Consider the following 21,031-nt stretch of genomic DNA (forward strand, 5'->3'; position numbering starts at 1 on the left):
GCGTGAAGGGCAAACAGGGTAAGACAGGCGGCACCAAGCGCGGGTGGAAGACGTTGCTCAACCCCGGCTGGATTATCGCCGCCATCCTGATCGCCCTGTTTTCCTACTACGCCTTTACCTTCCTTGCGCCCTGGCAGCTGGGCAAGAACGAGGCGCTCGAGCAGCGCAACGAGCACATCACCGAGGCCTTCGACCACGATCCGGTCCCGCTTTCCGAAGTGCTCGACGGCTTCGGGCCGGACGACGAGTGGTCGCGCGTGGTCGCCACCGGGCGCTACGTGGACGAGGACGTGCTGCTGCGCCTGCGGCCAGTCGACCGCAACCCCGCCTTCCAGGTCCTGCGCCCCTTTGAGCTGGAGAGCGGCGAGACCATCCTGGTCAACCGCGGCTGGGTGCCCGCGGAGAACTCCACGGACGTTCCCGAGATCGCGCCTGCGCCGACAGGCGACGTCACCATCACCGCCATGCTGCTGGCCGGCGAGCCGGAGCACACCAAGGCGCCGATGCACGACCAGGGCTACGACATGGTCTACTCCATCAACCCCAGCCAAGTCGGCGAGCTGACCGGCACCGAACTTACGCAGCCTTACCTGCAGCTGCTCTCCGGTGAGCCCGGCGTGCTCACCGCCATCCCGCTGCCCATGCTGGAGACCGGCAACCACCTCTCCTACGGCCTGCAGTGGATCGCCTTTGGCATCATGGCCCCGGCCGGGCTGATCTACTTCATTTTTGCCGAGGCCCGCGAACGCCGCCGCTTCCGCGAAGAGCAGGAAGAACTCGGTACTACTCCTGCCGTCGAGGAGGCCGCCGCCGCACCCCCGCGCGAGCGCTACGGGCAAAGCCGGCGCAACCCGTGGCAACGGGCCTACGATAGGCAGGAGGAACGCTAACTTTTCAGGCGAAGGAAGGATCCCGATGCCACCGCAACTGACCGTCACCGACCGCGACATCCTGGCCGCCCACCTCGACCTCTTCGACCGCGCCGGGCTGCGTTTGAGTCCCGGCATCGAGCCGGCCGATGTGGAAGACGGCGTGTGCGATGACCTCGAGTGCTTCCGCCTCGCGCCCGCGACGACGGTGCTCTCGCTTATCGACGCCGACGCCCACCCCTTCTTCACCAACATCACCTTCCCCGACAACACCGGCATCTACCCCACCACGCACGCGCAGCTGCCCGCCTACATCCGCGCCGTGTGTGCGCCCGCGGGCACGGATCTGCGCGACGTCACGGTGGTTCCCGACCCGGGTGCTTTGCACACCGGGACTGCGCGCCTGCAGTTCGGCGAGTGGGACGTGGTGGACGTCTCCTACGATCTTTCTGCGGGCGGGTGGGAGCCGGATCGTGTCAACGGCTCGCACGGGCTGATCCCCGACCTGATCGCCGCGGCGATCCCCAACGGTGGCGAGGCCGGGATCTTCAGCACCGCCGACGGGGAAACCGCAGTGGTCTACCTCAGTGAAATCGATGCCGGTGCGACGCGGACTGCAGTGGTCCACGGCCGCCCCGCCCCGCACACCGCACCGGACGCGAAGAAGCCGGTTACGGCCGCGGCGGCGCGCGCAGCGGCCCGCAACGCCGCGATTGACAACCTGTTTACCGTCCTGTTCGCGGAGGCGGAGAGCTAGCTGCGGCGAAACCAGGCGATAATCGCCACGATCCCCGAGATCACCGTGCTCACACCTGCGCCGAGGAACACCAGCGCGGTGAGAATGGACAGCGGATCCTCGCCCTCCGCATCAAAGGCGCCAACCAGGATCATCATGAACACAAAGGACGCGACCACCGTAATCGCCGACCACTTGCACACCTGCGCCGCGCGGTTCTTCTTCGGCGTTTCCGGTGCTAGGACAGCGAATGGATCCTCGTACTGCGGCACGGGTGTGGAGAGCGGCTTGTTCGCCTCCCGCATGAGCTCCTCCGGCGTCGGGTACACCCAGTCGGTGGCGTCCTTCGGCTTGGTGGGCGCGGGTTCCTCGTAGGGTGAAGCCTTTTGCTGCTCGGGTTCCGGCGCGACTCTCTCAGCTGGCTCGGCGGCACCGTCAGCGGCAAGCTCCACCACGAGTTCCACGAGCTTCAGCTGCCGCTTCTCCCCCACCCCGTGGAGTTTGCGCAGGTCGGCAGCGCTGGCCTCAAGCATCTGCGGAAAGTGCTCGCCCCACAGCTCGAGATACTTATCAATCCCGGTCCCCGTCGCCTCCGGCGCATCCCCGGGACGCAGCTGCGGTGCCAGCTCGTGCAGCGGGCGGTCCGCGCGCTCGGCGATCCACGCTGCGGCGAGGCGGACAGGTGAGGTTTCGGCTGCGGGGGCGTCGATAAGCGAAGCGGAGGTTCCCATGGTCGCGATGAGGTGCGCGAACTGCGTCTCCCCGATGATCGGCACGCCGTACTCGCGGGCCTTGCGCGCCTTGCCGCTCATGGTGTCGGGGTTGGCGGCGACAAGTACCGCGCACTTCTTGGTCACGCCGCCGACGTCGAGGCCCGCGGCGGTGGCGCGGGCGGTCCACTCCTCGCGCGGCATGGCGAGCGTGCCGGTCAGCGCCACCCGGTCACCCGGCGAGAGCGTGACGTCGGTAGGCAGGGGCCTGATGAGGCGCGCGACCAGCGCTTGGTCCACCCCGAGCGCGTCGGCGATGGCGAGCAATTCGGCGCGCTCAGCGTCCGTGACCACGCCGTCGGCCCAGGCCTGAACGACAAGCTGGCGGATGAACTCCTCGTTGATCGCCTCGACGTCCTCGTGCGCCAGACCAGTCGCGGCGGCCTCGAGCTCGTGGGCCTCCTCGCGCGTGATCTGCTTGTCGCGCAGCGCGTTCGCGAGCCTGTCGCGGTAGGCGTCCTCGGCGCGCGCCCCGCTCGCCGGCAGGTGGTGTGTCAGCTGGCCGATCCTGGAGTGCCACCCGTGTGCGCTGTGGAAGTAGCGTAAGAGCTCGGCGGTGGCGGCGGCGTCGCCAAGCGCAGAGTGCGCCCGCTCGTTGCGGATGCCCGCGAACTTACACGCTTCGCTCAGCTTGCCGACGCCCACATACTCCCGCGCCAACTTCATCGTGTCCACCCACTGCTCCGGCAGCGTGTCGGGCAGGTTGGCCCGGTCGAACTCGGCGGCAAGGAAGCGCTTCTCAAAGGGCGCGTTGTGGGCAACCGGCGTGCGGCTGCCCACAACCGCGCGGAACTCCTCGGCGACCTTATCGAAGGTGGGCGCGTCCACCAGGTCGGTCGCGGTGATGCCGTGGATCTCGGAGTTGGGGATGTCGCGCATCGGCTGGACCAGCGTGCGCCACCGGTCCTCCTCATTCAGGTCCGGGCCGAGCAGCACCACGCCAATCTCCACGATCCGGTCGTACTTGCCAAAGCCGGTGGTCTCGAGGTCAATGACCGCATACCCGTTGCGCTGATCCACTGCCGCATTCTCCTAGGTGCCGCGTAAAGCTTGCAGAACCCTGTAGTTTACAGCCGTTCCTCTGACACGCTGAAGGCCCCTCTCCGCAGCACAGCCGGGCGAAGTGACCCATGTGGGTGTATGACATTCATGGCAAACCCAGCAGAATTACTCCTCGAAATCTTCAGCAAATGGAATAGCGCACGTGATAGTCGCGACCACCGTCTTGCAATCGGCTACTTAAACCAAATTGATGAGTAGCTCAAAGCGATGGACATGGCCGGCAAACGGGTGTTCCTGTAAAGGCGAGGTAGATACTGACCGCATGGACACGCTGAGCGACCAACAAGACAAGTTAGCCTCACACCGTTCGAACAACGACGCAGGCGATGTTCGGGGTAACTCTTAATATGGCGTCTGGGAGTTCCACTACGGTTCGCCCGACTACGCTACCGGCGGTAGTCCCGACGAGACCACAAAGAGACTGAGACGAGGTACAGGTCCCTTGACTAGCCCAGACCAAGTCGCCATCTACACCACACCCGATGGCGCGGCACACGTACGCCTCCAAATCAAAGACGGGTCCGCATGGCTCAAAACCGCGCAAATGGCCGAGCTCTTTAACGTTGGCGTGCCAGCGATCAACCACCACATTCGCGAAATACTGAGGGCCGGCGAGTTATCGGAAAGCGAATGTAAAAAACTTTTACAACAGCCAGGTCAAGATAGACGTACGAACCACTACAACCTGGATATGATCCTTGCTGTCGGTTACCGCGTACGCGGACCACGAGGCGCTCAATTCAGGAAATGGGCTACGGAAGTCCTCCGCGAGTACCTCACAAAAGGCTTTGCCCTCGATGACCAACGTCTCAAAAACGACGGCAAGGACACTCACTTCGAAGAACTGCTCGAGCGTATCCGCGAGATCCGTGTATCAGAACGTCAGTTCTTCCGAAAGATCTGTGACGTCATCTCCGCAACCAGTGCCGACTACGAGGAGACCAAGTCGTTCAACTCCGTTCGCCAATTCTTCGCAGGGATCCAAAATCGGCTCCACTTCGCTACTCATGGACGAACCGCCGCCGAACTCATCTGGGAACGCGCCGACCGTGAAAAACCCAACGCGGGGCTTACCACCTGGCAAGGCGAACAACCCCACAAAGGAGACATGGAGATAGCTAAAAACTTTCTCACGGAGGACGAGGCGCGCCGAATGCGACGCCTCACCACGATGTTCTTGGATTACGCCGAGGACCAGTCCGAAATGGGAAAAACACTTCTACTCAAGGACTGGATGGAAAAGACGGATGCCTGGTTGGTGTTCAACGAGCGCGAGGTGTTGAAGGGATATGGCAAACGCCAGCACAAACAGGCAGTGGAGAAGGCCAAGATCGAATGGGGTGAGTACCAACGCCGACTCGACGCAGAGGTCAATGCCAAGGATATGGCGCAAATTGAGCGAGAAGTGAAAGCGTTGAGGCGAGGTGAGGACACGGCTGATTGATGCGCGCGTGTCGTGGAAATGTCGTGGCGAAGTGAAAAGGCCCCTTCCCGGTTTAACGGAAAGAGGCCTTGCCTTGGTGCGCCATGACGGGCTCGAACCGCCGACCTACTGGGTGTAAACCAGTTGCTCTTCCAGCTGAGCTAACGGCGCGCTAGCGGTAAACAGTAGCAGAACCACCGCTTGACCGCCTAACCTGCAGGTCAGGGCACAGACTACTTCTTGGTGCCTGCGGCGGTCAGGCAGGATCCCTGCCACTCGCCGAAGCGGTCCGCCTTCGTCTGCATCAGGCCCGCGAGCTGGGCGGACTCGGAGATCTCGCCCGGGTGGACGCCGCCAGGTTTGGAGGCACCGGGGGTCATGAGCCAGACGCGGCCGTTGTCGCCCAGGTTGCGGATGGCGTCCATGAGCGCGTCGACGAGGTCGCCGTCGTCGGAGCGGAACCAGAGCAGCACGACGTCACAGAGCTCGTCGGTCATCTCGTCTAGGAGCTGCTCACCGATTGCGTCCTCGATGGCTTCCGAGATGGAAGAGTCGGCGTCTTCGTCCCAGCCGATCTCCTGTACAACGTCGTCGGCGTGAATATTCAGCCGGTCTGCATACGTGTTGACACCTGCGGCGCCCAAAGTTTTGTTTCCTCCATGTAGATGATTCAACGACAGTGCAATAGAGCTTACATCTGTTGTGGGAGTTGTGGCGGGAAAGTGGGTGAATGTGGCGTCGATAAGCGGTGGCCCATAAATGCCGGAAAACCCGAAACGAAGTAGGGTGGTGGGGAACGATTGCCCCAAAACAAAGGGAGGTTTTCTCGTGGCAGAGAAAGACCAGGCCAAAGAGTCGAACATCGAGCTGATTCGCGACGGTGTAGCGTCCTACCTGCACGACAGCGACCCGGAGGAAACCCAGGAATGGATGGATTCCTTCGACGGGCTGCTCGAAGAGTCTGATCCGGAGCGCGCACGCTACCTCTTGCTGCGCCTGCTGGAGCGCGCGAACGCGAAGCGCGTGCAGCTGCCAGCGCTGTCCTCCACGGACTTCGTCAACACTATCCCCACCTCCCTGGAGCCGGAGTTCCCGGGCGATGAGCAGATTGAGAAGCGCTACCGCCGCTGGATGCGCTGGAACGCCGCCATCATGGTCCACCGCGCGCAGCGCCCGGGCGTGAAGGTCGGCGGCCACATCTCCACCTACGCTTCCGCAGCTGCGCTCTACGAGGTCGGCTTCAACCACTTCTTCCAGGGTAAGGACGCCGAGCACGGCGGCGACCAGGTCTTCTTCCAGGGGCACGCCTCCCCCGGTATGTACGCTCGCGCCTTCCTCGAGGGCCGCCTGAGCGAGGACGACCTCGACGGCTTCCGTCAGGAGCACTCCCGCCCGCAGGGTGGTATCCCGTCCTACCCGCACCCGCACGGCATGCGCGACTTCTGGGAGTTCCCCACCGTGTCCATGGGTCTGGGCCCGATGAACGCGATCTACCAGGCACGCTTTAACAAGTACCTGCAGGACCGCGGCATCAAGGACACCGAGAACCAGCACGTCTGGGCCTTCCTTGGCGACGGCGAGATGGACGAGCCGGAATCCCGCGGCCTGCTCCAGATGGCTTCGCTCTACGAGCTGGACAACCTCACCTTCGTGATCAACTGCAACCTGCAGCGTCTCGACGGTCCGGTGCGCGGCAACGGCCAGATCATCCAGGAGCTGGAGACCTTCTTCATCGGTGCCGGCTGGAACGTGATCAAGGTGGTCTGGGGCCGCGAGTGGGATGAGCTGCTGGAGAAGGACGAAGACGGTGCCCTGGTCAACATCATGAACACGACCAAGGACGGCGACTACCAGACGTTCAAGGCCAACGACGGTGCCTACGTCCGCGAGCACTTCTTCGGCCGCGACGAGCGCACCAAGAAGCTCGTCGAGGACATGAGCGACGAGGAGATCTGGGCGCTGCGCCGCGGCGGCCACGACTACCGCAAGGTCTACGCTGCCTACAAGCGCGCGCTGGAGACCAAGGGCAAGCCGACCGTCATCCTCGCGCACACCATTAAGGGCTACGGCCTCGGCCACAACTTCGAGGGCCGCAACGCCACCCACCAGATGAAGAACCTGACCCTGGAGGACCTCAAGCTCTTCCGCGACAAGCAGGAAATCCCGATCTCCGACGAGGAGCTGGAGAAGGATCCGTACCTGCCGCCCTACTACCACCCGGGCGAGGACGCCGAGGAGATCAAGTACCTCAAGGCGCGTCGTGAGGAGCTCGGCGGCTACCTGCCGGAGCGCCGCGAGACCTACACGGCACTTGAGCAGCCGGACTTTGAGAAGACCTACAAGGCGCTGTTCAAGGACTCGGGCAAGCAGGAAGTCGCCACCACGATGGCGCTCGTGCGCACCTTCAAGGCCATGATGCGCGACAAGGAGCTTGGCAAGCGCGTCGTGCCGATCATCCCGGACGAGGCCCGCACCTTCGGCCTGGACTCCTGGTTCCCGGTGCAGAAGATCTACAACCCGAAGGGTCAGAACTACGTCCCGGTCGACCACGACCTGCAGCTGTCCTACCGCGAGGCGTCGGACGGCCAGATCCTGCACGAGGGCATCAACGAGGACGGCTCGTCCGCCTCCTTCATCGCCGCCGGTACGTCGTACGCGACCCACGGCGAGCCGATGATCCCGATGTACATCTTCTACTCCATGTTCGGCTTCCAGCGCACCGGCGATAACTTCTGGGCCGCTGGCGACCAGATGGCGCGCGGCTTCATCATCGGCGCGACCGCCGGCCGCACCACGCTCACCGGCGAGGGCCTGCAGCACATGGACGGACACTCCCCTGTCCTGGCGTCCACCAACCCGGCCGTGATCACCTACGATCCGGCGTTCGCCTACGAGATGCCGTATTTGGTGTCCAAGGGCATCGAGCGCATGTACGGCAGCGGCTCCGGCGAGGACGAGGACGTGATGTACTACATCACCGTCTACAACGAGCCGACCCACCAGCCGGCCCGCCCGGAGAACCTGGACGTCGAGGGCCTGCACAAGGGCATCTACCTTTACGACGAGGGCGAGAAGAAGGAGCACAACGTCTCCCTGCTCGCTTCCGGTATCGGTATGCAGCAGGCACTGCGCGCCCAGAAGATCCTGCAGGACGAGTACAACGTCGGTGCAGCGATCTACTCGGTGACCTCCTGGGTCGAGCTGGCTCGCGACGGCGCGCGCGTGGCCAACGAGCAGCTGCGCAACCCGGGCGAGGAGCCGGCCGAGCCGTTTGCCACCAAGCAGCTGAAGCAGACCGAGGGCCCGTACATCGCCACCTCGGACTTTGCCACCAGCCTGCAGGAGCAGATCCGCGCCTACGTGCCGGGCCAGTACATCGTGCTGGGCGCGGACGGCTTCGGCTTCGCCGACACCCGCGAGGCCGCCCGCCGCTACTTCAACATCGATGCGGAATCCATGGCAGTCGCCGCCCTGCTCGGCCTGGCCAACGAGGGCAAGATCGACCGCGATGTGGTCAGCAAGGCCGCCAAGGACATGCACATCGACGACCCGACGCACCCCAACCCGAACGGCGGCGCTGAAGACTAAGCCGTTCGCGTGAGCAGCGCCCCCTTTCCGGTTTGTTGCCGGGAAGGGGGCGTTTTGCGTGGGTTGGGCTGGTTTGCGCGTGGCCGCGTGGCCGCGTGAAAAATTCTGCAACCCGGCGCCCGTTCGCCCAGGTCGCCGAAAAATTATGGCGTGATTTCTCACGCGGACTCCGCTCGACCGGCAGACTCAGCTTGTCTCCGGCTACCGGAACTCGAACTCGAGCTCTGCTTCCGGGTCGACGGCGTGGATGATGCCATCGTAAAAGGTCTGAGTCTGTTCCTTCAGGAGGTCAAGGTTCAGCTGGATGTGCTCGGCGCGCTTCTCCTCATTCAACACCGCGTTGATGCCCTCCGCGGTATCAATGTCTGCCGTGACGAAGCTCAGCACCTCGCCATGCTGGTGCACGGTTTTGAATTCCGGGTCAGAGAAGCCAATGAACTTAAAAGGCGGAATGATGAGCTTGAAGTGGCCGGGCGCTACCTCCTCGACTTTTACTTCCTTGCCGTCGAGGCCCAGTTTGGTGGTGAACTTGTACTGCAGGATGTTCGTCTTTTGGCTTCCGGGGACGCCCCATTTGAAGAGTCTCGCAGTGTTCTGCGTGGTGTAGAGCCCCTGAGTGGAGGTGGAGAGCAGCACGATTTCTTCGCGACGTTGCACCGCGTGGATGATCTCCGAGTTATCCGTCTCTGTGACGGTTTCTACTGGAGCGCTGAGGAAGTCCGACTTCCCAACGAGAAACCCGCCACCCAGCAGAGCAACAACCAGGATGAGCGCACCGGCGACGGACAGGATTTTCTTGGTCATAATCCAGTAACTATATATTCGCTTTCCAGCAAAACAGATTCACAACGAACGTAGAGCACCAGTCACACTAAAGGCCGGCGAACGCGTGAAAAATTCTACACCCCGCCGCGCGTTCGCCCAGGTCGCGAAAAAATTATGGGGGAATTTATCACGCGCATCCCGCTAGACCGGCAGGTGCAGCCCGTCCCCGAAGGTTCTGGCCAGCTGCGGCAGCAGGAACGCGACGGCGCCACCAATTGCGGCGATCAGGCCGATCACCAGCGCAGCGATCTGTGCGCCGGAGGATCCGGACTTGGCCGCAGGAGGAACAGATGGCTTGTCGGTGGTACCTTTGCCGGTGTTGGCGATGGTGAAGCGCGCCTCGTCGGTGGTGTCGTCGGCGTAGTGCACTGTCACCGTGAATTCGGAACCCGCACGGGAGTCTTGAGGAACGGTAGTGGTCACAACGCCCTGCTCGTCGATGTTCGCAGCCCAGCGCGCGTGCGAGGTCACTGACCAGGACGCGTCGGCAGGCAGCTGCAGCGGGTTCGCGTTGAACTCCCGGTAGTTGCCGTTTTTGGGGCGGATGGTTACCTGCTGGCCGGGGTTGGCGCGCTGGGGCTCGTAGGTGAGGTCGTAAAGAAAGCTCTGCTCGGGCACGAGCTGCGGGTGCATCTGAACGAGCTCGGTGGAGTTGTCCGGGTAGCAGATGCGGATGTCCAGCTTGTCGGTGGTGTTAGGGCCGGGCTGGATGGATGGGTGCGGCGCGCCTTCTTTGCGCAGGTTGTGCTGGAGGAAGAGCTCGAGCTGCTCGCCGCGGCGCTGCACCTTGATTGGTGCGGTGAGGTTGTCCTGCGTGGCGATCGCCCAGGTTGCGCCCTTGGGCATGTCTTTGAGGTCGTAGAGGGCGGGGGTGCTGACGTAGTAACCCGGTACCTTTCCCACGGTGTGCGGGGTGGTGTCGATGTAGGGCTCGTGCTTGTCCTTCATCTGGGTGCCATCTGACACGCCGTTGTCGACGCGCGCGGTGCATTCCGTCGCCGCCACTGCCCCGCCAGGCACAAGCACGCCCGCGGCCAGGCAGGCGGCGACGAGGCTCGCGATCACAATCCGCTTCATGGCTCGACTCCTTCGATCAGCCGCACGATGGCGGTGGTGACGGCACCCGGCGCGTCGAGCGGCGGCATGTGCCCGGATTCCGGCAGCACTTGCATGTACGCGCGCGGCCAGATGCGGTACAGCGCCTCCGATTGCGACACGGGGGTGACGTTATCTCGGTCACCAACCAGGATATATCCAGGAAGCTCAGCAAGTACAGTGCCGGCGTCCAGCTCGGAGTGATCCAGCAGGTCCTGGAAGTAGCCGGCGTAGGTTTCCAGCGGGGTTTCGCGGATCATGGCGGCGTGGAAGTCGACGATGTCGTACGGCATCGGGCGGAAGTAAAAGCCCAGCGCGAGCACCGGCGCGATCGTGTCGGTGACGATTTCGCGCACGCCTTCGGCAAAGCGCGGCGTGGCGCGGGTGACGGTTTCCAGCATGCGCCCGATCGGCCCGGCGAGGATCTGCGGCAGCCCCTGCACGGTAAACGGCTCCACTGCGCTGGAGATCTGCACGCTGCCCGCCCAGTCGAACTCGGAGGCGTAGCGCCGCATCATGGACAAAGACACCGGCCCGCCGAGTGAGTGTCCCACCACGATCACGGGGCCGCTCGCGCCGCGGGCACGCAGGACGGCGGCGCAGGCGTCGGCGGCGGCGTCGATGGTCAGTGCCGCCGGGTCGGGCGTCGGGTTCTGCCCGTGCCCGGGCAGGTCCAGCAGGATCTGGCGCACCCCGGGTGCAAGCTTCTCGACGCCACGCACCTGCATATAAAACGTCTCCGCCGAAATATTGAAGCCGTGGACGTACACCACGGTCGTCGCATCCGCGTCCTCCGGCCCGGTCTCGTAGAAGTGGACTTCGCGGCCGCCCACGTCGACGGTGCCGGTGCGGGTGTAGGTCAGGCCGATGGCGCCGTTGGCGTCGTGAAGCAGGGCGCGGGTGCGCAACAGGTTGCGGCGCGCGGCGGGCGTGAGCGTGCGCGCGTAGGCGAGGGGGCGAAGCATGCCATCCACCTTATTATTGGGTGTATGGAACTCTCCCAACGCCTCAACCTCGGCGACTTCAGCAAGCTTCTCGACGCCGACGAGCCCCAAAACGACGCCCCCGCCGACACCTTCTCGCGCCTGGCCGCGCTGATCGAGCGCGTCACCGGCGAAGAGGACAGCGTTTCCCCGTCGACGGCGCTGAACGACACGGGCATCAGCTCGCTGGACCGCATCGAGCTGGCCATCCGCATCGAGGATGAGTTCGGCGCACCGATCACCGAGCGCGTCTACGATGAGTGCGAGACAGTCGGCGAACTCGCGAGTTTCTTGGAGGATGAGCAGTGAGCATCGCGTACTTGACGGACATGGACGGCGTGTTGCACCGCGAGGGCGACATGATCCCGGGCGCAGACGAGTTCATCTCACGGCTGCGCGCGGAGGATATTCCGTTTATGGTGCTGACGAACAACTCGATGCAGACCCCGCGCGATCTTTCCGCCAAGCTCACCCGCATGGGGCTGCATATTGAGCCGGAGCGCATCTGGACTTCCGCCACCGCGACGGCGAAGTTCCTCTCCCAGCAGGCCGGCGAGGCCTCCGCGTACGTGATCGGCGAGGCCGGCCTGACGACCGCGCTGCACGAGATGGGCTGGATCCTGACCGATTCGGACCCGGACTTCGTTGTGCTCGGCGAGACCCGCACCTACTCCTTCGAGGCGCTGACCACGGCCTGCAACCTCATCCTGCGCGGCTCGCGCTTCATCGCCACCAACCCGGACCTGACGGGCCCGGGCCCCAACGGCGTGATCCCCGCGACCGGGTCGGTGGCGGCCATGATCACCGCGGTCACCGGCCGCGACCCCTACTACGTGGGCAAGCCCAACCCGGTGATGATGCGCTCGGCGCTGAATACCTTAGGCGTGCACTCGGAGAACACGGTGATGATCGGCGACCGCATGGATACCGACATCAAGGCCGGCATGGAGGCGGGCATGCGCACCGTGCTCGTGCGCACCGGGATTAGCGACGATGCGGAGATCGCCCGCTACCCCTACCGCCCCACCGCGATCGTGGACTCCGTCGCGGATTTGGTCGAGCGCATCGAGGCGCCTTTCGGCGACTAGTCGGCGACGTAGTAGCGCTGCTTGTTCACAAACTCGTCCATGCCGAGCGTGCCGAGCTCGCGGCCGAAGCCGGAGTTCTTCACGCCGCCAAAGGGCAGCTCCGGCCCGCGCGCCTGCGGGATGTTCACGTGAATCATGCCGGTGACCACGCGGTTGGCCACCTTCTTGGCGCGCTCCTCGTCCTGGGAGAAGACAGCACCACCCAGGCCGTAGTTGCAGTTATTCGCCAGCTCGATGGCTTCCTCGTCGCTTGCGACCTTGTAGATCTCGGCGACGGGCCCGAAGAACTCGGCCGCGTAGGACTCGGAGCCGACGGGGACGTCGGTAAGCACGGCGGGCGTGAAGTACGCGCCTTCGCCGGTCAGCTCGCCGCCGACGTGCAGCGTGGCGCCTTCTTCGACGGCCTTGCGCACCTGGTCGCGCAGGGTTTCTGCCGCACCGCGCGAGGACAGCGGGTAGAAATGGCCCTTCTGCGGGTTGAAAGGATCGCCCTGGGTGAAGTCCTTCGCGCGGCGAACCATGGCGTCGACGAAGTCGTCGTAGATGTCATCCATGACGATGATGCGCTTGTTCGACGTACACGCCTGGCCGGTGTTGGCCAGGCGCTTGCCCCACGCGGTATCGGCGGCGGCCTCGACGTCGTCGGTGTCCAGCACGATGTAGGCGTCGGTGCCGCCGAGCTCGAGCAGCGCCTTCTTCAGGTTCTGGCCGGCGGTTGCGGCAACGGCGCGACCGGCGCGCTCGGAGCCGGTAAGCGACACCCCCTGGACGCGGATGTCGGCGAGAAGTCCGGCCACCTGGTCGTGGGTGGCGCGGATGTTGGTAAACACTCCGGTCGGAGCGCCGGTTTTCGCGCACGCCTCGTCGACAATCGCCTGGATGGCTTCAGCGGAGCGGGGGCAGATTTCGGCGTGCTTGAGCAGCACGGTGTTGCCCGCCATGATGGTCGGCGCGATGAAGCGCGCGACCTGGTAGTACGGGAAGTTCCACGGCATGACACCGACGATGACGCCAATGGGCACCTTGCGGATGACGGCCTCGCCGCCGGTGTGCTCGATCGGCTCGTCGGCGCTCAGCTCCGCGCCGTGGTCGGCGTAATAGTTGAAGATGCCGACGACGTCGTCGAGTTCTCCTTCGCCCTGGTCGAGCGGCTTGCCCATTTCTTCGGCGATGATGCGGGTAAGTTCGGGGCGCTTGGCGTCGAAAAGCTGCGCGATTTCGCGCAAAAGCTTCGCGCGATCGTCGAAGCTCACCTCGCGCCACTGGGTAAAGGCTTCGTCGGCGCGGTCGAGGGCGGCGGCGAGCTCGGCGTCGGTGATGAAGTCGAAGGTCTCGACGACCTCGTTGGTTGCCGGGTTCTGTACACGGTATTGATCAGACATGCGCTCCATCGTACGACCGCGGCGTGACACGCGCTACAAAGCCGTGCGTTTTGGCGTATGCGTCCAAGCGCTCGGCGAAAGTGGCCAGGGCCTCGGCGGGCGCGCGCAGCGTTTCGCGGCAGCAGTACGTGCCGTCGGCTTCGCGCTGCCAGCGGGTAAACCAGATCGCGTCCTCGTCATCCGTGGTGGGTGCGTCGGGCAGCTCGCAGAGCAGCTTCTCGACGCCACGCCGACACCCCCGCCCCATCCCGGACACCACCAACGTAGCGGCGGCAGTGGGCGCGTGTGTAGCTGGCGCGGTTGTGGCGCGCGTGAACGTCGCCGTCGAGGCGTACGGCGCGACCAAAGTCGTAGTCATGAGTTGGGGACCTTCCGTATCGTGCTTCGCGGTGCCGCATCCGTGTGTGCGCTGTGGCGTGACTAGCGCCTTGCGCAGGCCCGCATGCGGCGGTGGACACCCCACACCCGGTGACTAGGCGGGTTTGCGGCCGCGGTGACTAGGCGCGGCGGCGGAGTGTAAGACGAGAGGTTCGTCTTCCCCAACGACCTCTTGTATCTCGCGACCAATCTTGCGCCACACGAGTTGACCCCGGCAACCCTCAACCGCAGGTTGATCCCCCTATTTGCTCAAGTTGAGGTAGAGGGTGACATGCCGTTCGCGGCAGCCACATTTGGAATTGATTGTGGCGCACACCTCAGATCCGCGTGTAATGTGTCGCCCAACACCCCTAACTGATGGAAAGGCAATTCCATGACCGAGACCACCGCACAGCAATGGCTCAACGACCTCGAGGCCGCGACCGCGCAGTCCGATCCCGCCGCCGCAGGTGAAGCCGCCGCAGCGCTCTTTGAGCCCGAGGGGTTCTGGCGCGACCTGACTGCCATGACGTGGAACCTATACACCGCCGAGGGCCGCGAGGAGATCGCCCGCATGGTTGCCGACACGCACCCAGATAGCACGATCACCAACACCAAGCTCACGGAGGTCGCCGACGAGGGCGAAGGGGTAACGAGGATCCAGTTCACCTGCGAGACCGGCAACTTCGCCTGCCGCGGCATCGCCAGGCTTCGCGACGGCAAAGCGTGGACGCTGCTCATCTCCGGCCGCGAACTGAAGGACTTCCCCGAAAAGCGCGGGCGCAACCGCGAGCTCGGCGCGCAGCACGGCCCGAAGCAGGACCCGGAGAACTGGGCGGATCGCCGCGAGAAGCGCCGCGCCACCTTGGGCGTTACGGAGCAGCCCTACGTACTGATTATCGGCGGCGGTCAGGGTGGTATCGCGCTCGGCGCGAGGTTGAAGCGTCAGGGGGTGCCAGCGTTGATCGTCGATAAGGCGGACCGCCCCGGTGACCAGTGGCGCGGCCGCTACCACTCCCTGTGCCTGCACGACCCGGTGTGGTACGACCACATGCCCTACCTGCCGTTCCCGGACGACTGGCCGGTCTTTACGCCGAAGGACAAGATGGGCGATTGGCTTGAGCACTACGTGGGCATCATGGACCTGGACTACTGGACCAACGCGGAGGTCACCAACGCCGAGTTCGACGAAGAGAACAAGCGCTGGAACGTCTCGCTGACCCGCGACGGCAAGGAGCTCACCCTGCACCCGACCCAGCTCGTCTTCGCCACCGGCATGTCGGGCGTGCCGAACCGCCCGCAACTCAAGGGCCAGGAGAACTTCGCCGGCGAGATCCGGCATTCCTCCGAGCACCCCGGCGGCGAGGGCGACAGGGACAAGGACGTGGTGATCCTGGGTGCGAACAACTCCGCCCACGATATCGCCGCGGACCTGGTGCACAACGGGGCGCGCCCGGTGATGATCCAGCGCTCGTCCACGCACGTCTCGCAGTCGGACTCGCTGATGAAGCACGTCTTCGGCCCGCTGTACTCGGAAGACGCGGTAGAAGCCGGGATCGATACCGACACCGCCGACCTGCTCTTCGCCTCCTGGCCGTACAAGGTGCTGCCCGACGCGCAGCGGCCCGCCTTCGACCAGATCCGTAAGGAGGATGCCGAGTTCTACCAGGCGCTCGCCGACCGCGGGTTCATGGTGGACTTCGGCGACGACGACTCCGGGCTCTTCCTCAAGTACCTGCGCCGCGGCTCCGGCTACTACATCAACGTCGGCGCCTCGGAGCTGGTTGCCGACGGCTCGATCCCCGTCCACTCCCCCACCTCTATCGCCGAGGTCAAGGAGCACTCGGTCGTGCTTGACGACGGCACCGAGCTCCCCGCCGACGTCATCGTGCTCGCCACCGGCTACGGCTCAATGAACGGCTGGGTCGAGCACCTCATCGACAAGGAGACCGCCGATAAGGTCGGCCGTGTGTGGGGCTTGGGCTCAGACACCACGAAGGACCCGGGTCCATGGGAGCGCGAGCTGCGCAACATGTGGAAGCCGACTCAGGTGGACCAGCTGTGGTTCCACGGCGGCAACCTGCACCAGTCACGCCACTACTCGCGCTACCTCTCCCTCCAGCTCAAGGCGCGCTACGAGGGGATGGACACGCCGGTCTACGAGCTGGCCGAGGTCCACCACACCTCTTAGAGCAGGCGCACCGCCAGCACGCCGGCGAAGATCAGCACCAGCCCGGCCGCGCGGGTGGCGTTGATCCTGCGCTTGCGGGCACCGAAAGCGCCGACCGACTCCATGACCTGGCCGCCCGCGATCGTGCCCGCGTTAAACGCGATCACGGTCGTGGCCGTGCCGAGGATGGGTACCAAGGTGGCACCACCGATGACGAAGGTCGCGCCGACGACACCGCCCAGCCACATCCACCACGGCCCCGCCGTCGATTTGCGGGTGAGCTGACGCGGGCTGGTCACCAGTACCGCAATGAGCAGGAGCAGCGCGCCGACCGCCAGGTTGATCTCGGCTGCGTGCAGCGAGGAACCCGCGATCGCACCCAGGTAACCGTTGACCGCGGCCTGGGTCGCTGAGCCCATGCCGACTGCGACACCAAGCAGCCGGTAGAGCCACAGCCCGGCTCCGTCGGCGTCGCCACTCGCGGCATTCCTTCGCACCCCAAGCACCACCGCAATACCGACGAGCACCACCGCGGCACCAAGGACGCGCAGCAGGCTCACCGGCTGCTGCGGCGAGTGGAACAGGCCGAAGTAATCGATGGTCAGCCCCATGATGACCTGGCCCAAAATCGGCAGCACCACGGTCTGCACCGCGCCAAGTTTGGGGAAAAGCAGGATGTTGCCCAGCACGAAGACTGCGCCCATGAACCCGCCGAGCCAGATCCACCAGGGCGCGTGCGTGCCCGGCGCGAACTGCGGCAAAGGGTTGCCCACCAGCACGGCCGTGGCCAGGATGGACAGCAAAAGCGCGACGCTAAATGAAAGTAGCGCTGAGACCACCGGCTGGTTGCCCACGCTTACACGCAGGCGGGAGTTCGCGGCGGTCTGGATGGGGATCAGCGCGCCGATGGCAAGCGCGATGGGAAGGTGCAACATAGCTAGGAATGCTAACGCTTACCCCGCAGCATTCCCTACCCCAGGCGCTCGGCCGCGTCGACCACCATGTCCCAGAACTTGTCCACGTCCAGCTCGGTGGCCGCAAACGTGGTGCAGTCGGCAGGCGCGGGCGCGCGGAAGTCGGCGACCGTGCGGCCGGTAGTGAGCGCGCCGGAGAGTTCGACGTCGATAGGCACCGGCACGGTTGTTACCACCGACGGGTCGATGAGGTAAGCCACGCAGCAGGGGTCGTGGACCGGCGGGTTGTCAAAGCCCTGGTTGTCCTTGTAATTGGTGCGGAAGGCGTCGAACAGCCCGACCACCAGGTCGCCCACGTCAGTGCCGAGTGCTGCGAAGCGCTGCTCCACCTCGGGCGTGGCCAGGGCCTGGTGGGTCAGATCCAGGCCGACCATGACTACCGGCCAGGACTCGTTGAAGACGATGTGGGCGGCTTCCGGATCGACGACGATGTTGAACTCGGCCGACGCGGTCCAGTTGCCGGTGGCGTACGCCCCGCCCATGAGCACGACCTCGCGGACGCGCTCCACGATGCGCGGCTCCAGGCGTGCCGCCAGCGCAATGTTGGTCAACGGCCCGGTGGGCACGAGCGTCACGGTGCCGGGTTCTTCCGCCATGATGGTGTCGATGATCGCGCGCACCGCGTGGGTCTCGCTGATCTCGCATTCCGGTTCCGGCAGCTCGAAGCCGTGGATCTCCATGCCGGTATCGCCGTGGACAGCCTCGGCGGTCTCTACCTCGCGCACCAGCGGGCGGTGCGCGCCGCGGTAGATCGGCACGTCGGTGCGTCCGGCGACGGTCAGCACCTGGGCCGCGTTGCGGGTGACCTTGTCGATGGTGTGGTTGCCGCCCACCGTTGTTACGCAAAGCAGGTCAATCGACGGGTCGCCGAGCGCGAGCAGTATGGCCACCGCATCGTCGTGGCCGGGGTCACAGTCAAGAATAATTTTACGCATGGTTGGCCTCCTCAGCGGCGATGGTGTCGGGCAGATCCTGCGGGCGCGGGATCAGGAAAGACGTGCAGAACGCGGCGATGAGCAGCACCAGGCCCGCGATCATACCGGCGCGGTAGCCGCCGCCCTGGTCCGCGAACGAGGTGACCACCGCGAAGATGACGGTAAACGAGATGCCAGCGCCGAGGTTGAACGCGCCCGCGTTCAGGCCCGGCAGGTAGCCCTGGTTGTACTTCGGGGCGAGCGTGACGTGCAGCGAGCCAAGCATGATGTTGGCAATGCCCGCGTACGTGATACCCGCGGCGATCGACAGCAGGAGCAGAAGCACCGGCGTTGGGTTATCCACGATGAAAATACCCATGAGCACCGACAGGGCCGCCCCACCGATGCCGATCTTCAGCACCAGGTTATAGCCCAGCCGGCCGGCGAGGAAGCCTGCAAAGGGACCGACAACAAGGCCGGCGATGGCGTACGGCGTAAGCGTCCAGAAGGAGACGGTGCCGGCCGACAAGCCGGGGCCGTGCACCTGGTCCTGGGCCAGGTTGGGCACCAGGCCGTTCATCACGGCGAAGATACCGGTCATGGTGAGCGTGGTGGTGGTCAACAGCGCCCAGGTACGGCGCTGCTTGATTAGGTCGGGCTGCACCAGCGGGTGGCGGGTGGAGTTCTCGGCGCGCCAGAAGACCACGAGCGCGGCCGCGCCGATGGCCAGCAGGATGATCACCATGAACCAGTTGGCCTCGGCGAGCGCGCCGGCCTCGTTGAAGGCGGTAAGGATCGTGCCGATCGCCACGACGAGCCAGGCCACACCCTTCCAGTCCATCGGCTGCAGCTCGTTGGACTTCGTCTCCGCCACCCCGTAGCGGATGGTAAAGACCGCGGCGAGTGCGAACGCGCCGATCACCCAGAACAGGGAGCGGAACCCGAAAGCGGCGGTGAGCCAGCCGCCGAGGATGGCGTCCACGCCCGCGATGCCGCCGTTAATGGAGGTCAAAATGCCCACCAGGAACGCGAACTGCTTCTCATCGCGCACCGCCTGCCGCAGCATCACCGAGGTCAGCGCCACCGTCGGCCCTGAGACGCCCTGCACCACGCGCCCGATAAAGAGCATGGTCACGTTCACCGACAGCGCGGCGATGATCGAGCCGACAACGGTGACGGCCATCATGCCCACGAGCACCTTCCGACGCCCGATCAGATCACCCCACCGCGGCATAAACAGCGAGAACAACGCGGCCGCGGTGAAGAACGCCGTCTGCGTCATGCCGATCTGGCTCGCGGTGGCGTCCAGCTCCACCTGCATCGTGGCCAGCGCGGGCGCAAGCATGGAGGCGTTGAGCTGGAACGCGAAAACAGCGGTGAGTAGGGCCAACATGAGCGGCCACACTTGTGAGGACGGGAGTTTCTGCCCGGGCGCGGGAACCTGGGCGCTATCGATGCCACTTGTCATGCGCCACAGTTTATTGCAAAAACGGCCGCATCACACGGGTGGAAAATGGATTTTCTACGCCGTAGATGCGGACTGGACGGCACTGTAGAAGTCTTGCATGACTTCTTCATTGATCGTGCTCGTGGACGGCTCGCCGTCAGCGATGCCCTCTCGTGCTTCCCGCCAAGGCCGCTCGCTGTGCGCGAGGTCGCTCAACTGCTGGCCACTGAGGTGCCCGTACGCTTCTAGGACCACATCGATGGTTTCTTTCTCAGCGTCAGTGAGGTTGCTGGAGTCACCGGGGAACATCGCAAGCTCCGCAGTGAATTTCCCGCGGTGCTGATCGTAAAGCTCCCGCACGATTGGCCCGTTGGCCCAAGCTTCAATACACGCGTGAAATAACGGTTTTTCATCCCACACCAAGCTCCACGCTTGAGCGTAATAAACCAACTTCTGCAACTTCATGGTGCTGACACTCCCCGATTGCCGTTCGAGGATGTAGCGCGCAACGTCATTTACTTGGCGCACACCGCCTCCCACACGGAAGTATTTGTCTCCTGCCACAGCGGCTTCGCCCAGTCGCCGAACTCGCGATCCGTCAGTGCCACCATCGCCTGCCCGTCGGCCACCCACAGATACGTACCCGCCATACCGAAGTGCCCGACCGTATCCGCGGGCATCCCATCGCCCGTCCAGTGCGGCGCCTTCTCCCCCTTAATCTCAAAGCCAAGACCCCACGGGCACGGTTTCTGCATGCCGTAGCCTGGCACAACACCGCGCAGGTCCCCGAATTGGTTCGCAAACGCCTCGCGCAGCGTCTCCGTCGCCAGAAGCTTCGGCTCCAGCAGCTCCTGTGCGAACAGCGCCAGGTCGCTTATCGACGCCCGCCCGCCATGACCCGCCGACCCATACACTTCAGCCGTACGCATCCCCAGCGGCGCAAAGACCCCCTCACGCAAGTAGTCGCCGAAGCCGATCCCGGTTTCCTCCTCCAAAAAGTCCGCCAGAATCTCGTAGCCAGCCGAGGAATAGATGCGCCGCTCGCCCACCGGTTTTTGCAACTCGCGCGTATCAAAGCCAACACCACCCGCGTGCGCGAGCAAGTGCCGCACGGTCGCACCTTCGGGCCCGCAGGGTGTGTCCAGCTCGAAGGCACCCTCCTCCACCGCGAGCAGGATGCCGTAGGCCGAGAGCAGCTTGGTCACGCTGGCCAGCTCGTAGACGCGCTCCTCATCGCCGTACGAGCCAGTGTGCGTGCCAATCAGCGCGGCGCTGACGTTGTCCGCGGGCCAGGAATCCAGAAACGGGGCTAAATCGACGTGCATGAGCCTCAACCCTACCAATGTGT

General features: G+C 64.6%; 19 protein-coding genes and 1 tRNA gene. 7 read left to right on the forward strand and 13 right to left on the reverse strand.

Translation table 11 applies throughout. The annotated features are described in order from the left end of the window. Positions 1-2: 2 nt before the first annotated feature. Complete coding sequence (locus tag HMPREF2550_RS09555) at positions 3-890, forward strand: SURF1 family cytochrome oxidase biogenesis protein (RefSeq protein WP_070790834.1); 888 nt, start codon at positions 3-5, stop codon at positions 888-890. Between the two features lie 25 nt (positions 891-915). Beyond that, entirely contained in the window at positions 916-1,626 is a 711-nt protein-coding gene (locus tag HMPREF2550_RS09560; RefSeq protein ID WP_070790835.1) for a hypothetical protein, read from the forward strand. On the opposite strand, the gene HMPREF2550_RS09565 is transcribed toward HMPREF2550_RS09560, so the two are convergent. Continuing rightward, a complete protein-coding gene (locus tag HMPREF2550_RS09565; protein ID WP_070790836.1) occupies positions 1,623-3,395 on the reverse strand; it encodes an exonuclease domain-containing protein in 1,773 nt (590 codons plus the stop codon). The two genes, HMPREF2550_RS09560 and HMPREF2550_RS09565, sit on opposite strands and share 4 nt — an antisense overlap. A 484-nt stretch (positions 3,396-3,879) precedes the next feature. Here HMPREF2550_RS09565 and rhuM point away from each other — a divergent pair, with 484 nt between their 5' ends. Further along, positions 3,880-4,881 carry a RhuM family protein gene (gene rhuM / locus HMPREF2550_RS09570; RefSeq protein ID WP_070790837.1) on the forward strand — a complete coding sequence of 334 codons (1,002 nt, stop codon included), beginning with the start codon at positions 3,880-3,882 and terminating at the stop codon, positions 4,879-4,881. A 74-nt stretch (positions 4,882-4,955) separates the two neighbouring features. On the opposite strand, the gene HMPREF2550_RS09575 is transcribed toward rhuM, so the two are convergent. Continuing rightward, a tRNA-Val gene (locus HMPREF2550_RS09575) sits at positions 4,956-5,031 on the reverse strand. A 62-nt stretch (positions 5,032-5,093) separates the two neighbouring features. Beyond that, on the reverse strand, positions 5,094-5,504 hold the full coding sequence (locus HMPREF2550_RS09580) for a DUF3052 domain-containing protein (RefSeq protein WP_070764075.1): 411 nt from the start codon (positions 5,502-5,504) through the stop codon (positions 5,094-5,096). Positions 5,505-5,619: 115 nt separating this feature from the next. On the opposite strand from HMPREF2550_RS09580, the gene aceE reads away from it, so the two are divergent. Next, a complete protein-coding gene (gene aceE / locus HMPREF2550_RS09585) occupies positions 5,620-8,448 on the forward strand; it encodes a pyruvate dehydrogenase (acetyl-transferring), homodimeric type (RefSeq protein ID WP_371441180.1) in 2,829 nt (942 codons plus the stop codon). A 201-nt stretch (positions 8,449-8,649) separates the two neighbouring features. On the opposite strand, the gene HMPREF2550_RS09590 is transcribed toward aceE, so the two are convergent. From HMPREF2550_RS09590 to HMPREF2550_RS09600, 3 genes are all read right to left on the reverse strand, one after another. Next, positions 8,650-9,252, reverse strand: a complete 603-nt coding sequence (locus HMPREF2550_RS09590) for a hypothetical protein (RefSeq protein WP_070790839.1) — start codon at positions 9,250-9,252, stop codon at positions 8,650-8,652. Between the two features lie 162 nt (positions 9,253-9,414). Continuing rightward, on the reverse strand, positions 9,415-10,350 hold the full coding sequence (locus HMPREF2550_RS09595; RefSeq protein ID WP_070790840.1) for a Rib/alpha-like domain-containing protein: 936 nt from the start codon (positions 10,348-10,350) through the stop codon (positions 9,415-9,417). Beyond that, positions 10,347-11,333, reverse strand: coding sequence for an alpha/beta fold hydrolase (locus tag HMPREF2550_RS09600; RefSeq protein WP_070790841.1), 987 nt, complete (start codon positions 11,331-11,333; stop codon positions 10,347-10,349). The genes HMPREF2550_RS09595 and HMPREF2550_RS09600 overlap by 4 nt, the downstream gene beginning before the upstream one ends. Before the next feature lie 24 nt (positions 11,334-11,357). Here HMPREF2550_RS09600 and HMPREF2550_RS09605 point away from each other — a divergent pair, with 24 nt between their 5' ends. Next, positions 11,358-11,660: an acyl carrier protein gene (locus HMPREF2550_RS09605; RefSeq protein ID WP_070790842.1), complete on the forward strand. Its 303-nt coding sequence runs from the start codon at positions 11,358-11,360 to the stop codon at positions 11,658-11,660. Between the two features lie 20 nt (positions 11,661-11,680). Next, positions 11,681-12,439 (forward strand): HAD-IIA family hydrolase, encoded by a 759-nt coding sequence (locus tag HMPREF2550_RS09610; RefSeq protein WP_070790869.1) that lies wholly within the window; start codon positions 11,681-11,683, stop codon positions 12,437-12,439. On the opposite strand, the gene HMPREF2550_RS09615 is transcribed toward HMPREF2550_RS09610, so the two are convergent. Both HMPREF2550_RS09615 and HMPREF2550_RS09620 read right to left on the reverse strand, forming a co-directional pair. After that, entirely contained in the window at positions 12,436-13,821 is a 1,386-nt protein-coding gene (locus HMPREF2550_RS09615; RefSeq protein ID WP_070790843.1) for an NAD-dependent succinate-semialdehyde dehydrogenase, read from the reverse strand. The genes HMPREF2550_RS09610 and HMPREF2550_RS09615 overlap by 4 nt on opposite strands. Beyond that, the gene (locus tag HMPREF2550_RS09620; RefSeq protein WP_083319881.1) at positions 13,814-14,179 is read right to left on the reverse strand and encodes a hypothetical protein; all 366 of its coding nucleotides are present in this window, start codon (positions 14,177-14,179) and stop codon (positions 13,814-13,816) included. The genes HMPREF2550_RS09615 and HMPREF2550_RS09620 overlap by 8 nt, the downstream gene beginning before the upstream one ends. Before the next feature lie 393 nt (positions 14,180-14,572). On the opposite strand from HMPREF2550_RS09620, the gene HMPREF2550_RS09625 reads away from it, so the two are divergent. Beyond that, positions 14,573-16,369 (forward strand): flavin-containing monooxygenase, encoded by a 1,797-nt coding sequence (locus HMPREF2550_RS09625; RefSeq protein WP_070790844.1) that lies wholly within the window; start codon positions 14,573-14,575, stop codon positions 16,367-16,369. On the opposite strand, the gene HMPREF2550_RS09630 is transcribed toward HMPREF2550_RS09625, so the two are convergent. Genes HMPREF2550_RS09630 through HMPREF2550_RS09650 form a run of 5 tightly spaced genes read right to left on the reverse strand, consistent with a single transcriptional unit; the run spans position 16,366 to position 21,008 of the window. Beyond that, on the reverse strand, positions 16,366-17,283 hold the full coding sequence (locus HMPREF2550_RS09630; protein WP_070790845.1) for a DMT family transporter: 918 nt from the start codon (positions 17,281-17,283) through the stop codon (positions 16,366-16,368). The two genes, HMPREF2550_RS09625 and HMPREF2550_RS09630, sit on opposite strands and share 4 nt — an antisense overlap. Positions 17,284-17,318: 35 nt before the next feature. After that, positions 17,319-18,257: a uridine-preferring nucleoside hydrolase UriH gene (locus HMPREF2550_RS09635; protein ID WP_070790846.1), complete on the reverse strand. Its 939-nt coding sequence runs from the start codon at positions 18,255-18,257 to the stop codon at positions 17,319-17,321. Next, positions 18,250-19,704, reverse strand: coding sequence for a uridine transporter UriT (locus tag HMPREF2550_RS09640; protein ID WP_070790847.1), 1,455 nt, complete (start codon positions 19,702-19,704; stop codon positions 18,250-18,252). Before HMPREF2550_RS09640 ends, HMPREF2550_RS09635 begins: the two co-directional genes overlap by 8 nt. 54 nt (positions 19,705-19,758) lie before the next feature. Next, positions 19,759-20,148 (reverse strand): Panacea domain-containing protein, encoded by a 390-nt coding sequence (locus tag HMPREF2550_RS09645; protein WP_083319888.1) that lies wholly within the window; start codon positions 20,146-20,148, stop codon positions 19,759-19,761. Between the two features lie 50 nt (positions 20,149-20,198). After that, positions 20,199-21,008, reverse strand: a complete 810-nt coding sequence (locus HMPREF2550_RS09650; protein WP_070790849.1) for a serine hydrolase domain-containing protein — start codon at positions 21,006-21,008, stop codon at positions 20,199-20,201. Positions 21,009-21,031 lie beyond the last annotated feature (23 nt).

Source organism: Corynebacterium sp. HMSC074A01 (assembly GCF_001831515.1).
In the GTDB taxonomy this organism is placed as follows: Bacteria; Actinomycetota; Actinomycetes; order Mycobacteriales; family Mycobacteriaceae; genus Corynebacterium.